The organism is Paenibacillus sp. 598K (genome assembly GCF_003851045.1).
Taxonomy (GTDB): domain Bacteria; phylum Bacillota; class Bacilli; order Paenibacillales; family Paenibacillaceae; genus Paenibacillus_D.
The window spans coordinates 1-14869 of record NZ_BFBX01000018.1 but is presented as its reverse complement, the minus strand read 5'-3'; the positions used below and the strand labels follow the sequence as shown (position 1 = coordinate 14869).

The 14869-nt window shown below is 56.0% G+C and carries 9 protein-coding genes; 6 read left to right on the top strand and 3 right to left on the bottom strand.

Annotation, left to right across the window (positions count from 1 at the left end; all coding sequences use genetic code 11):
• Positions 1 to 7: 7 nt before the first annotated feature.
• Both PA598K_RS08235 and PA598K_RS08230 read right to left on the bottom strand, forming a co-directional pair.
• Entirely contained in the window at positions 8 to 895 is an 888-nt protein-coding gene (locus PA598K_RS08235) for a carbohydrate ABC transporter permease (RefSeq protein WP_128656491.1), read from the bottom strand.
• 18 nt (positions 896 to 913) lie between these two features.
• The gene (locus PA598K_RS08230; RefSeq protein ID WP_260405322.1) at positions 914 to 1798 is read right to left on the bottom strand and encodes an ABC transporter permease; all 885 of its coding nucleotides are present in this window, start codon (positions 1796 to 1798) and stop codon (positions 914 to 916) included.
• Positions 1799 to 2135: 337 nt separating this feature from the next.
• Between PA598K_RS08230 and PA598K_RS08225 the strand changes: the two genes are divergently transcribed.
• Together PA598K_RS08225 and PA598K_RS08220 are read left to right on the top strand one after the other, a co-directional pair.
• Positions 2136 to 3161: a LacI family DNA-binding transcriptional regulator gene (locus tag PA598K_RS08225; protein ID WP_128656489.1), complete on the top strand. Its 1026-nt coding sequence runs from the start codon at positions 2136 to 2138 to the stop codon at positions 3159 to 3161.
• A 39-nt stretch (positions 3162 to 3200) separates the two neighbouring features.
• Positions 3201 to 5966 carry an alpha-mannosidase gene (locus PA598K_RS08220; protein ID WP_128656488.1) on the top strand — a complete coding sequence of 922 codons (2766 nt, stop codon included), beginning with the start codon at positions 3201 to 3203 and terminating at the stop codon, positions 5964 to 5966.
• An 81-nt stretch (positions 5967 to 6047) separates the two neighbouring features.
• Here the strand turns inward: PA598K_RS08220 and PA598K_RS08215 are convergent, their stop codons facing one another.
• Positions 6048 to 7262, bottom strand: coding sequence for an RICIN domain-containing protein (locus PA598K_RS08215; RefSeq protein WP_128656487.1), 1215 nt, complete (start codon positions 7260 to 7262; stop codon positions 6048 to 6050).
• A 221-nt stretch (positions 7263 to 7483) separates the two neighbouring features.
• Here PA598K_RS08215 and PA598K_RS08210 point away from each other — a divergent pair, with 221 nt between their 5' ends.
• The 4 genes from PA598K_RS08210 to PA598K_RS38755 form a co-directional block, all read left to right on the top strand.
• Positions 7484 to 8422, top strand: coding sequence for a VanZ family protein (locus PA598K_RS08210; protein WP_128656538.1), 939 nt, complete (start codon positions 7484 to 7486; stop codon positions 8420 to 8422).
• Positions 8423 to 8801: 379 nt separating this feature from the next.
• On the top strand, positions 8802 to 11042 hold the full coding sequence (locus PA598K_RS37825) for a collagen-like protein (protein WP_305779508.1): 2241 nt from the start codon (positions 8802 to 8804) through the stop codon (positions 11040 to 11042).
• A 36-nt stretch (positions 11043 to 11078) separates the two neighbouring features.
• The gene (locus PA598K_RS39200) at positions 11079 to 13316 is read left to right on the top strand and encodes a collagen-like protein (protein WP_446674096.1); all 2238 of its coding nucleotides are present in this window, start codon (positions 11079 to 11081) and stop codon (positions 13314 to 13316) included.
• Between the two features lie 23 nt (positions 13317 to 13339).
• Positions 13340 to 14869: collagen-like protein (locus tag PA598K_RS38755; RefSeq protein WP_305779505.1), on the top strand; the 1530-nt coding region annotated here is incomplete at its 3' end.

Genomic DNA, 14869 nt, shown 5'->3' with positions numbered 1-14869 from the left:
CTGTGTCTTAACCTTTGATGGCGCCGATCTTCAAGCCTCCTACAAAATAGCGCTGCAGGAACGGATAGAGGAAAATAATCGGGCCAATCGTAACCATGGCTGTCGCCAGTCTGACGGTAAATGCCGGCGGACGTTGGGTGTTGATCAACGAGCCGCCCGTGCTGGTCACGGCGATATTTTGCGCAATATCAATGTTGCGGATAATCTGCATGATGATATATTGCAGCGAGAATAGCTTGTCATTGTTGATGAAGAGCATCGCCGGCTGCCAACTGTTCCAATACATCAGCGCATAGAACAAACCGATCGTAGCCATCGCCGGCAAGGACAACGGCAATACAATCTGCCACAGGATCCGCCACTCCCCCGCTCCCTCCAGCCTCGACGATTCGTACAGCTCGTCCGGGATTTCATTGAAGAAGTTGCGCATGAGAAACATGTTCCACGGATTGAGCACAAACGGGATAATATAGACCCAAATGGAGTCCGTCAGATGCAAGTAACGGGTGATCAGAATATAGAAGGATACGAGTCCGCCGTTAAACAGCATCGTGAAATAAAAAATGAAATTGATATGATTGCGGTAATAGAGCTTGCGGCCGGATAAGGCATAGGCGATCATGCTCGTGACGATCAGGCTGATCAACGTACCTGCAACCGTCACGAATACGGTTACAAGATAAGCTCTCGGGATCGTCGAGGTGCTGAAGATCGCCTTGTAGGCCGCAAACGACCAGGTGTCGGGAAATAAAGCGTAGCCATTGCGGATCAGCTCCACCTCATCCGTCAACGAGCTCGTCAATACGAGCGCAAACGGGTAGATGCAGGCTAAGGAAAACAAGGCCGTAAATAGATAAAACAACGTCGACAATGACCATAAGGACGATATTCTCATTGCTTTCACCGCTCCACTCTAGAAAATGGATGAATCTTTATCGAATTTTTTGACCAGTTGATTGGAGAGCACGACAAGGATGAAGCCGATGATCGATTGATACAACGCCACGGCCTGGGACATCCCGAACGAGCCTTGCGTACGCAGCGCGCGGAAGACATACGTATCGATCGTGTCTGTCGTCGGGAACAGGAACGAGTTGTCGCCGACCAACGAATACACCATATCGAGCGTCCCGGAGAAGATGCCGCCCAGGGCAAGCAAAAATAACATGATGATCGTGCTCTTAAGCATCGGAAGCGTAATGCGGAAGATGCATTGGAGCCGACTGGCGCCATCGATCTTCGCCGCTTCATATAACCCCTTGTCTATGCCGGCGATCGCCGCCAAGTATACAATCGCTCCGAAGCCTGCGCCCTTCCATAAGCTGAAAAAGAGCAAAATCGCCGGCCAAATCGAATATTCCATGTAGGCATCCGAGATTCCCAGCCAGTCCAGCAGTCCGTCCAAGGTACCCGAATCGGCAGTCAGAAAAGCGACAGAAAACAGTCCGACAATCGGCCACGATATAAAGTTGGGCAAAATCATGATCGACTGCATGCCTCGAACCAGCAGGCCTTTGCCAAGCTCGGACAACATAATCGCAAGCGTGATCGACAGCACGGTGCCGAAGCCGATAAACAACAGATTCAGAAAGACGGTATTAAACGTCACCGTGAACCAATCCCGACCTCGGAAGAAAAACTCAAAATTGCGCAGCCCTATGAATTCGCTTCCAAAAATACCCTTGATCGGATGGAAATCTTGAAAGGCCATGACGATGCCTGCGAGCGGCAAATAGGAAAAGATCAAGCTGAATAACAAAGCCGGAAGCGCCATCAGATATATGTAACGATGTTTCACCAAATCCCTTAGTCCCTTATGCTTCAATGGACGTCCACCACAATCATCTTCAACCATTCCCCTCATCTCTTTTTTTTGTAACCTTACTTTTTGGTGTTTTTAAGTAATTAACCTTTCCTCGCCAGTATATTTCACTTCGTATTTTTGTGTCAACACTTTTAATTTGAATCGTCACAATTTTTGTTTTCGCTTTCATTGTAGATATATAGCGCCCTGACCCTCTTTTGATCGGTTATGAAATCTTTGTTTACTTTGTTGACCAGTAAGGTTACTCTATTGTATAGTTATCGTAATGCATATCTAAGTATCTGCTACCTTTTTTTAGGGGGGGTTGAGAATGACGAAGGAAAAAGTAACATTGGATACGATCGCCAGCAAGCTGGGGATTACGAAGGTTACGGTGTCGAAGGCACTAAAAAACCAGCCCGGCGTCAGCGAGGCGCTAAAAAAACAAATCATCGAAATAGCCCAACAAATGGGGTATGTCAGTCGCAAGGAAAAATCGAGTCAGACCGCCTATAAGCTGGGGCTCATCGTTCCCAAACGTTTTTTTCTGGAGATCGATGATTTCTATACGAAGATCTTCTATTACTTGAATCGAGAGTGCGCCCTCCTGCACTATAGCTTAAGCCTGTACATCCTTGAGCCGAGGGAAGAGGATACTTTGACTTACCCTTTAGCGTTTTCCCAAGAGTACAGCGAGCTGAACGGTCTGTTTATCGCAGGCGAAATTAATAGCAACTATCTAAAGTCGCTATCCGATCTGCCGATACCGGTCGTTGCGATCGACTTTTACAAAAACAATCTGCGCTTGGACTATATCGTGTCCGATAACTACCGGATGGGTTATTTCACTACAAATTATTTGGTGGAGCAAGGACACAAAGCGATCGGCTTTGTCGGCAACCCGAACTACACGAGCAGCGTTATGGATCGATATTGCGGGTATTTCAGAGCCTTAACGGAGCATGGACTCGAGCATCGCCAGGATTGGAATATCGTCAATAACGACGAAAGCGGCAAATATCACCTCGACTTTTCGTTGCCGGAGCAGCTCCCCACGGCGTTCGTCTGTTATTGCGATATGGCTGCGCACATCCTGTTATCCAAGCTCCAGATCAGCGGCGTCCGCGTGCCGGAGGATGTGTCGCTCATCAGCTTCGATAATACCGATCTCAGCCAGACGATGGTCCCGGCACTGACGACCATGCATATCGACAAGTTCGAGTTTGCCGAGAAGGCGCTCAAGCGCATGCAATGGCGATTGCAGCATCCCGATGAAGAAGCGCAGTTTGTGTACGTGAATTCCACCTTAATCGAACGCGATTCCGTCAAATCCTTATTGGTGCCGTCCCTCATCTGATGGCAGCTATCAAATCGACTCTTGGAGCGTGAACATGATATGCCCGATAAACCGCAATCTGCTGCAACGACAAAAAAGACGTTTCATTTTGTTTCCCATACCCACTGGGACCGCGAATGGTACTTAACGTTTGAGCAATTTCGCTATCGGCTGGTCCAGTTGATCGACAATCTGCTCGTCCTCTTGAAGGAGGACCCGAAATTCTCCCACTTTCATCTCGATGGACAGACGATCGTCATGGAGGACTACTTGCAGGTACGGCCTCATAAGCGGGAGGAATTGCAACGCTATATCCGGGAAGGCCGCATTCTGATCGGTCCGTGGTACGAGCAAAACGATTTGTTCCTGACCAGCGCCGAATCGACGGTTCGCAACTTGATCGAAGGCATCCGCGTGTCGAGAGCGCTGGGCGGCGAGATGAAGGTGGGCTACTTGCCCGACCACTTTGGTCTGCTCGGTCAAATGCCTCAAATCTTCCGGGGGGTCGGGCTCGACGCCAGCGTTTTTGGCCGCGGCTACGATCTGGAAACTCACGGGAGCCCCTACGCGATCTGGCGCGGCGCGGATGGCTCGGAGGTGACGGGCATCCTGATGCCGCATTGGTATAATAATGCGCAACGTCTGCCGACCGATGACGAACAGCTGCGGACGCTCTTCGAGATGATGAGCAAGCGGGAGAGCGAAGCGGGACCGATCCCCTACTATCTCATGATGAACGGCGTCGATCACCTGGAGGCTCAGGAGGATCTGACCGTGGTGCTGGACAAGCTTCGCGCGATGTACGGGGACGAGCATACCTTCGTCCAAGGCACGCTGCCAGCGTATGTACAGCGGATCCAACAGATCATGCAGGAGGATGCCGAGCGGGGGACGCGAGCCTACCCTGTCGTCGACGGCGAATTGCGCGAAGGCGAGGAATACTCCATCCTGAGCTCGACGCTCTCCAGCCGGGTCTACATCAAGCAGGCCAATGCAGCCTGTCACGATCTGCTGGAGAAATGGATGGAGCCGCTGTCCGCCTGGTGCGCGCTGCAGGATCTGGATGACCATGACGCCGATTATATGCGCCTCGTATGGAAGATGTATATGCAGAATCACCCGCATGACAGCATATGCGGCTGCAGCGCAGACGCCGTGCACGATCATATGATGGATCGTTACGCCAGTATACGCGAGATCGCCGAGGAATGGATCGACAAGAAGCTGACGGTACTCGCCCGACAAGTATCCGACGCCGGCCTGGAGCCTGACGATCAAAAGCTGGTCGTCGTCAATACCTCGCAACTGACGGCACGCTCGGTCATACGCTCTTCGATCTACTTCCTGGCGGAGGATCAGGTGGAGCAGTTCGTGCTGGAGGATCCGGACGGCAACGCGATCCCTTATCGGATCGTCTCCGAGCACCCGAGCAACAAGCGCGTGCTCAGTCCGATCAACCTGCCGGGCGTCCTGCAGGTGAGACGATTCGATATCGAATGGCAGCCTCAAGTACCTGCTCTATCTTACATAACGTACCGGATCAGACCGCATGTCCAAGCTCCGGCATGTCCGCCTGTCGAGGACCTCGATACAGGAGCGACGCTCGCAGCGCCTGTGCTAGAGAACGCGTTCCTCCGTGTAGAGATGCAGCCGGACGGGACCTTCCACGCGACGAACAAAGCAACGGGGGTTACGATACGCGGACTCGGAAGGCTGGAGGATGCCGGCGATCGGGGCGATCTGTACGTACACACGCCAGTAGAAACGGCGATCCAGTGGGACGGTCCCGTCGAATGGACCTCCTATGTTCGTAATGAGCTGTACGAAGCTTGCTCGTACCGCATCTCCTGGGCGCTGCCTGCGGGTCTGAACCCGGAGCTGACCGAACGTCTCCAGGAGCAGGCTGCATGCGAGATGGTCGTCAGCCTGCGTCTGGACCGCGAGAGCGAGAGCATCGATGTGCGCCTGGACGTCAACAATACGGCTCGCGACCACCGACTACGGTTGCTATTCCCGCTGGATACGCCGGCAGCCGGGATCTGGGCAGGCGGTCAGTTCGATGCCGTCGAGCGAGCCTGGGATACGGGCCGCCAGTGGAAGCGCGATTGCAATGGCCAGCCGTTCTGGAAATGGGTCGCCGCCCTCTCCTCGACCGAGGATCGCGCTGGCGCCGCCGATGGCCTAAGCGTATTCGCCAGGGGCCTGATGGAGTACGAGATGATCGATGAAGGCAGGACGCTGGGACTGACCCTGCTGCGCGGCGTGGAGACGATCAATATTCGCGAAGCGATCGCGCTCGAAGAGGACATCCAACCGAAAGGTCAGTGCCTCGGTCGGCATACGCTGGAGCTAGCCGTACGACCGTTCGCAGGCTTGTCTCGTACCGCGCTCTACCAGGAAGCCGAGCTGTGGCATCAGGGAGTGCGTACCAAGCAGCTCGCGGTCAACGAGGAGAAATGGTCTCAGGGCCGCACCTGGGTTCAAGGGACCAGCATCGGCCGATCGTCCACTCGTCCCGTTCCGAATCGGGAGAAACCGCCCTTGCCAAGGCAAGCGGCCCTGCTCGCCATCGACGGAGCCGTCCTGTTATCTGCATTCAAGCCCGCAGAGGATGGTACGGGGACGGTGGTCCGTCTGTACAATGTCGAGCCGAGCTCAAGCGTAGTGCGAGTCAGCGCGCCGGTATCGCTGGACAGCGTCCGCCTGACCAACCTGTTGGAGGAGCAGGCGGACCAGGCAGATGGCTCGCTGTCGCTGCAACAGCAAGACGTCGCCCTTAGCGTAGGCGCGAAGCGGATCGAGACATTGAAGTTGATTCATGCTTGACCCTTTAGCTTCATTCCCCCTTTAGCAGCAACCCCCCGAGGCTACCTGAGCCCCGGGGGATTTTTGGTGCGTGATTGGCTATTATTGACTAGGCTCGGTGTTGAAGGTCCATTTCGTCTCGTAAGGGTAGTTGCTATAATCGATTTTCTTCACGATAAGACGAGCGCCGCTGCTGGTTGAATAATCTTCAACACCTATCGTTAATCCGCCATGACTTTCAATTCCGTAAGGATACAGCTTCCATTGCTGTGTAGCCGATCCATTGCATTCTGCCAGGACGAGAGGGGCTCCATCTGGAGGAGATGAGCCTGCATCGAGACAATGCGTCTGTGTGTGCAGCGTCCCGTCGGCGGCAAATACAAATACCTGATTGCTTCCGTTATTGCAGGGATACTGGATGAGCTGTGCTCCCGCTTCGCTACTGCCGTTCATGACGTCCGCGCACAGGCCATTCGCCTGATTGATCAATTCGCCGCCCGGAGAGTTGCCAATCCCGTATTCCTGAACAGCTTGATCCCCATGGATCATAATTTTGCTGGCCCCCGGACAGTCAGAGCTTATCTTAAAATAAATATAGGATGCTGTTTTTACTTTGCCGTTGTAGATCGTAGTAGGCGCCTCATTGACTAGCCTGGAGTAAGGTTCGTCTCCGCAACGGGTGTTCGTGTTATTCCAGTCAAAGTATTCCGTAAAAGGTCTGACTTGAGTCCCTGATATCTCCAAATCTGGTTCGATCCGAACTTGTCCAAGATCAAACGAAGTACCTGCCGTAACGTCCGTTACCTCGACCCCATAATAGCCAGGAGAGCGTTCCTTCAGATGGAACTTATAGGTGTGGCCTGTAATCGGCCTTGTTACGATATGGCATCCATATCCCTTCCCATTCTCCTCAAACGGCGAGCATACTACGTTCGGGTTGCTGGAGGACGAAGCGGTCGCTCCCCAGACCGAAAATAAAAACTGTCCATCCCCGCTCTTCCAGCTCTGAAAGCCGGTATAGCCATACACCGTTCGGTTAAACTCAAATTCCGTGCCCCAAAAGACGTTGCCTCGACCGGGACTATCCAGAATCGTCTGCGTAAAGGTCATTTCCTTGAGCGGTTCAGTATAGAAGCTGTAAACCACCTCTCCTCCGGGGACCTTAGCGACAGCATCATTATCGGGCGAACAGGCAGCCAGACCCGCAGCCACCGCGACAATCCCTCCGAGCAACAGAACCTTTCTGTAGATGGACCAAGTCTTCCATCCCTGTCTTACGGACCCGAGGTGCGCATATTTCTTCAACCATTCGATCATCGTAATCCCTCCATGCCGTAGAGAACCGGCCGGCTCTCTGGATTAGCGTTTGTTTACGCCTGTCCACATGGTATTCATCGATGATAAGGGAAGTGACAATTTCTAGGAAAATAGGTTGTCCATGCGACATTCGACTCAACCTTTCTTCCTTACGTTACGTCAAAGACTTCGGGAGAAGAAATTCTATGAAACAGCCATTCCAGGACAATAAGGAGCTAACGATGACCAAACAACGGAAGATGATCTTAACCTTATCCGTACTCTATACGGTTGCTATTCTTTACTTCATGTTTTTCGCCTTCGGCCGAACGGACGCCAAAGAACACATCTCTGGATACACCTTTATCTTTGTGCCAGACAGCTTCTTCAAGATGCCGGCTCTAACTGATCTTCTTCATCCTAGTCTCATGACGCTTGTCGACCTTGGCAACATCGCCGCCTTTATTCCCTTTGGCCTTTTGATCCCATTGTTCTTTCGGGTCAATTTTGTTCGATTCATGACCTTGTTTTTTGTGTCGATTCTCGTACTGGAGACACTGCAGGCCCTTACGTTCCTCGGCAGCTTTGACATGAACGACGCCGTTCAGAACTCTTTAGGCGCAGCCATCGGTTTTGGAGCGTACAAGCTTGGTTTTCGTGCGCAAAATGATTGGCGCAATCTGATACGAGCGGCCATCTCTTCCGCGGTTCTTTTTGCAGGGGTATGGGGACTGTGCGGAATTGTGGATCAGGCGTTAACAAAAGAAGAAGGCCCCTTTGTTGCGATAAACGAATGGATAGACAGCTCCGGGAACCTGACAACAGGACTAACGCCGCATCCTTTTTCGGTAAATGGTCAGGACGTAACCCCCCAATATAATCTGTATGCTGCCGGAAGCGACCATCCAGAAACATTCACCTATACGAATGAAGAGGAGATGATTTTGTCCTTCCATTATGGCATACCCGAACCGTTGGATGATGAGGGGAGCATCCGTCTGTCCGTCAATGGACGCGAGGTGTTGACCAGCTCGGGAGAGGAGCAACGTCTATACCCGGAGCTGTTCCCGGCGACGTTTGAGATGCCTGTGGAGGCGGGGAGCGAGCTTAGGATTACCATCGAGGGCAACCAAATCCTATGGGATGTCGGGTATAGGAAGATGCAATATTTTTGGAACTGAGTACATGCAGTCGTAATAATAGGCCGTCCACGCATTGGCCTGTTACAACGACTGCATTTTTGTTTTCCGCCCTTTTTACGGATTTACAGGGCATTTGGATGTACAAGCTCGAGAGCTTGGACATAACGTACAGTAGACCACCGGATGCGGCATACCGTATAAGCTTGCGCTCCTGCCTGTCCGGTTGTCGCCTGCAATGAATCGACACAGTCAAGTAAAAAGGAGGTGTGCAGCCTATGTCCACTCCCAATCTGCCCACTATCACCCCGACCATAAGCTTATCGCGCGACAGGCCCTCGCTTGCCGCATAGCGCATTTAAAATGGCGTTTTCGTGAGGCGGCTGTCGCGCCGTTCAATACAGACGAAGGAGGGCTTTATTTGTCGACACCCAATATTCCAAATATCTCCCCATCTATTACTTTATCGAGGGATGATGTAATCAACCTGATTTTCTCTTCCATCGCGATGGAGGAACTGGGCTTGGCTCATATTATTAATGCGGAAGGAGAAAAGATCCAGTTCGCCCTGGGTACTCTACCCGGTCTTAGCGGACCGCCTGCCTCCCTGGCACAAATCCTGCAGGTAAATAACAGCGCACAAGGTATGCTGGATACGGTTTTAAGGCAGGAAATGATGCTGGATTCCAAGCTGAGGACAGCTTCCAGCGTTCCCAATCTGGCGGGTCCGATAGGACCCACAGGGCCAACTGGCGCCGCAAGTGAGGTTACCAGTATTAACGGACTAAGCGGGGCTATTGTGCTGGAGCCCGAGGAAGTAGGGGCTCTACCGGATAATGAGGCGCCCTCTTACTCTGACCTGGGCTCATTCATCCAGCCCGGCGTCTACAGCTCCGACAATCCCAATGGGAGAGCGCCAAGGGACACGCCACCTGTCACGCATAAGGCGGTTTGGACGCTGTATGTGTCGCGGGTCGGACCTTACGTTCAACAGCTTTATATCTCCAATCCCGCCCTGTATTACCGCAGCAGCCCCAATGAAGGGACTTACTGGACCGACTGGCAAGAGATTGGCGAACGCGGGATGACAGGGATTACGGGGCCCACCGGCGCAGGCATCACTGGCGCTACGGGCGCTACAGGCGCCACGGGTGCCACAGGAGATACTGGCTCCACAGGCAGCAGCGGACCTACGGGCCCCACCGGGCTCACCGGAGCTACGGGACCTACGGGCGCCGCCGGGCACACCGGGGGGACCGGACCGACAGGCGTTACCGGACCTACGGGAGTTACAGGCCCCACTGGCTTTACCGGACCCACCGGACCTACCGGAGCGACAGGCTTCACTGGACCGACAGGCGTTACCGGGCCCACAGGGGACACAGGTCCCACAGGCTTTACTGGATGGTCAGGCCTCGCCGGACCCACGGGCTCTACCGGGTCTACAGGCTTCACTGGAGCTACGGGGATCACCGGGCCGACAGGGCTTACGGGGCCCACCGGGATTGCTGGGTTGACAGGCTTCACCGGGCCCACAGGCTCTACGGGACCGACAGGATTCACAGGGCTCGCGGGGGTTACCGGACCGACAGGCGTTACCGGGCCGACGGGGGCCACTGGATCAACAGGTATAACCGGGCCCACCGGGGCCACCGCTTCTACCGGCACTACCGGACCTACGGGTGTTACCGGCCCCACCGGACCGACCGGCTTTACTGGCGTTACCGGGCCCAGCGTAATCGGGCCAACGGGCGTCACGGGGCCAACCGGCGTCACAGGGATAGCCGGGACAACCGGTCCCACCGGTACGACTGGCATAACTGGCGTCACCGGATACACCGGCGTTACCGGACACACCGGCGCCACCGGACCGACAGGCAGTACAGGGCCGACCGGCGTCACCGGACATGCCGGAGTTACCGGGCCAACGGGAGACGTTACCGGGCCCACGGGCGTTACGGGGCCCACAGGCGCTACCGGACCGACTGGGATCACGGGTCCGACAGGGATCGGACCTACGGGGGTTGCCGGATCTACCGGGGCTAGCGGACACACTGGCGCCACGGGGTCGACGGGCGTCACCGGACACACCGGCGCCACGGGATCCACAGGCCCTACCGGTCCGACCGGCATCACTGGAGCTACGGGCTTTACCGGTCCCGCCGGCCATACTGGTCTGACAGGCATCACCGGACCTACGGGCATTACCGGCCCCACCGGACCTACCGGTCTAGTGGGAATAACAGCATTATCCAGCGATTTTGCCAATGCCACCTGTACGGGTGCTGCTGATCCTACAGCTAATGCGAATTCCCCCGTTCCCTTTAATACTATTATTCCTGCAACAGGAAGAACCAATATAGACCTCGATTCTACAACGGGAATATTCACGCTAACTGGCGGTCATATTTATCTGGTCATCTTTTCCGTCGGTTCATCAGCGCGGGATAGACAATTTCAATTGGCTACAGGCCCAGGCCCAACGTTGGTGCCAGGTACACTTACAAAGGCAACAAACAGCTCGGAAGCAAACTACTTTTCGTCTACGATAATCGATCTTACGACAGAACCAGACACTACCCTGCAAGTTCGGAATGTTCTAAATTCGAGTGCACCAATTGTTATTGCAAGAAGTCAAATTACGATTGTCACACTGAGATGATCTGCTGAACGTCCAAATTAAAAAGGAGGGCTCCATTTGTCTACACCTAATATCCCGAATATAACGCCATCTATTACATTGACGCGGGACGATGCCGTCAACCTGTTGCTCTCTTCCATCGCGATGGAGGAACTCGGATTATCCCACATCATTAATGCAGAAGGAGAGAAGATACAATATGCACTGGGCACCCTGCCGGGGATGAGCGGTCCGCCGGCCACACTGGCACAGATCCTGCAGGTCAATGATAACGTCCAATCCATGATGGATACGATCTTCATGCAACAAATGATGCTGGATTCGAAATTAAAGACGGCCGCTAATCTCCCCATCGTGATTGGCCCCCCCGGGTTGACCGGACCTACGGGCGCTGCAGGCGGCGTCTTAAGTGTCAACGGCCAGACTGGAGTCGTTACGCTCGATGCTGCTGCGATAGATGCTCTGCCCTTAAACGTAGAGTCATCCGATTCCCGGTTAAATTCATTCACACAAGCCGGTGTCTACAGCTCGGATGACCCTGATGGGACGCCACCGCCTCTGCTCGAACGTCCTCCAACGACAGAGCATCAGGCCGTCTGGACATTGTATGTCTCTGGAGTCGGAGCTTATGTCCAGCAACTGTACATCTCCAATCCTGTCCTCTATTACCGCAGCAGCCAGGATGACGGGGGACAGTGGACTGTCTGGCAAGAGATCGGTCAACGCGGCCTAACCGGCCCTTCCGGACCGACGGGTGCAGGAGCACCCGGGGCCATCGGTATGACCGGACATACAGGGATGAGTGGGCCGACAGGCCCTACTGGACCTGATGGTGTCGATGGCACCCCCGGTGTCACCGGTATAGCTGGCATTACTGGTCCCACCGGCGTCATGGGACCGAGCGGCATTACGGGACCGACCGGGACAATACTGAGGGGAATCAGCGGACCGACCGGCCATACCGGACCGAGCGGCGTCACCGGACCCACCGGTACCTCAGGAGCCACTGGCATCACTGGACCCAGCGGCGTCACTGGACCTACTGGTCTCACCGGGTCCACGGGCTTCACCGGGCCCACTGGCCCGACTGGGCCTATCGGCTTCACCGGATTCACCGGGCTTACCGGGCCCACTGGCGCCACCGGAGCTACTGGGGCTACCGGGCCGAGGGGCGTTACGGGACCGACCGGCTTCACTGGACCCACCGGCGTCACTGGACCCACCGGCGTCATCGGCCCCACGGGCATCACCGGACCCATAGGCGTCACCGGATCGACTGGCTTCACTGGACCGACGGGCGTCACCGGATCGACGGGTCTCACCGGACCCACCGGCTTCACTGGATCGACTGGCTTCACTGGACCGACCGGCTTCACTGGACCGACCGGCTTCACTGGACCGACCGGCTTCACTGGACCGACTGGTCTCACAGGACCCACGGGCTTCACTGGACCGATCGGCTTCACTGGACCGACCGGCGTCACCGGACTTACCGGCGTCACTGGACCGGCCGGCTTCACTGGTCCGACCGGCTTCACTGGACCGACCGGCTTCACTGGTCCCACAGGCTTCACCGGACCGACGGGCTTTACTGGACCGACCGGCTTTACTGGACCGACTGGCTTCACTGGACCCACAGGCTTCACCGGACCGACCGGCTTCACTGGACCGACCGGCTTCACTGGACCGACCGGCTTCACCGGTCCCACAGGCTTCACCGGTCCCACAGGCTTTACCGGACTCACGGGCGTCACCGGACTCACCGGGCTTACCGGGCCCACTGGCGCCACCGGACTCGCCGGGGCTACCGGACCTACAGGCTTCACCGGCCCCACGGGCGTTACCGGGCACGTCGGCTTGACCGGACCTACGGGAGCTACCGGGACAGCCAATGAATTCATCTATGCTACATTATCCGCGGATGTAAATCTCCCAACCGGAGAAGGCGTACCATTCGACCAATCCATTGGAACAAACAATAATGTTCAACATAATCAGGCCACAGGAACCTTTACTCTAACTGCCGGGCATGCCTACCTGGTTATTTACACGATAGGGGTTAACACGAATGCCATTTTCCGCCTGGCAACGGGCACCCCGCCTAACGATCCCAACATGTTTGTTCAGGGTACGCTTACACAGGCAACCAATAACTCATATACCAACCATTCAACAAGCGCCATTATTGATCTTCGCGTCGAGGGAGATGCTACGTTGGAAGTTCAAAATGCCGGAGGTGCAGCCGTCACTATTTACAGCGACAGATGCGGCGTAACCATTATTACTTTGATATAACGTAATCAAAAGGAGGGTTTTATTTGTCCACTCCCAATATCCCCAATGTATCTCCTACGATCACCTTGTCAAGGGACGATGTCGTAAACCTGTTGTTCTCGTCGATCGCCATGGAAGAGCTTGGTTTGGCTCATATTATCAATGCAGAGGGCGAGAAGATTCAATATGCTCTGGGCACCCTGCCGGGAATAAGCGGCTCGTCCGCTACGCTGGCCGAAGTTCTGGAGGTGAATGCCAGTACGCAGACGATGCTGGAGACCATCTTCCGTCAGGAGATGATGCTGGACTCGAAATTAAAGAGCGCCTCTGCCATTCCGACCATACCCGGACCAACGGGTCCCACTGGTGTCACGGGTCCAGCAGGGGCGGTTGACAGCGTCAATGGGCAGGCAGGAATGGTTGTGCTGGATCCTCAGGACATTGAGGCGCTACCATTTACCGAGCAGCCCTCTGTAACCCGTCTGAACAACTTGACCGAAGCTGGCGTCTACAGCTCCAGTAGTCCCACTGGAGACCCGCCACCTGATGGCCCGCCAGTCGAACATCCGGCTATATGGACCGTATATGTCTCGCAGGTTGGAGATTATAGTCAGCAGTTGTATATTTCGAACCCCGTCCTCTATTACCGCAGCACCCAGACTGCAGGAGACTCCTGGACCGACTGGCAGGAGATCGGTCAACGCGGAGCGACCGGACCGACGGGGTCAACGGGTGCAGGCGTCCGCGGTCCAACCGGAATAACTGGCTCCAACGGGGCCCGAGGCGTCATCGGGCCAACAGGCGCTACCGGATTAACAGGCATCACAGGACCGACCGGGGGCGCTGGACCCACGGGTCCGACCGGCAGCACAGGACCGACCGGGCCGACGGGCATCACAGGGCCGACGGGCGCTACCGGATCGACAGGCGGCACCGGCATCACAGGACCGACCGGGCTCACCGGACCGACCGGGGCTACCGGCATCGTAGGACGGACCGGACCAACGGGCGGCACCGGCATCACAGGACCGACCGGGCCGACGGGCAGCACCGGCTCCACAGGACCGACCGGACTGACGGGCGGTACCGGCATCACAGGACCGACCGGACTGACGGGCGGTACCGGCATCACAGGACCGACCGGGCCGACAGGCTTCACCGGCATCACAGGGCTGACCGGGCCGACGGGCGCCACCGGTACGAGTCCTACCGGGCCGACCGGGCCGACCGGCACCACAGGGCCGACCGGGCCGACGGGTGCCACTGGCATCACGGGCCCGACTGGGACGACGGGCGCCACAGGCATCACCGGGACGACCGGGCCGACGGGCGCTACCGGCATTACGGGACCTACTGGGCCGACCGGCTCCACCGGCATTACCGGGCCCACCGGACCGACGGGCGCCACCGGCATCACGGGACCTACTGGGACGACGGGCGCCACAGGCATCACCGGGCCGACCGGACCGACGGGCGGCACTGGCATCACAGGGCCGACCGGGTTAACAGGCGCCACCGGCATCACGGGGCCGACCGGGCCGACGGGCGTCACCGGGATCACCGGGCCGACCGGG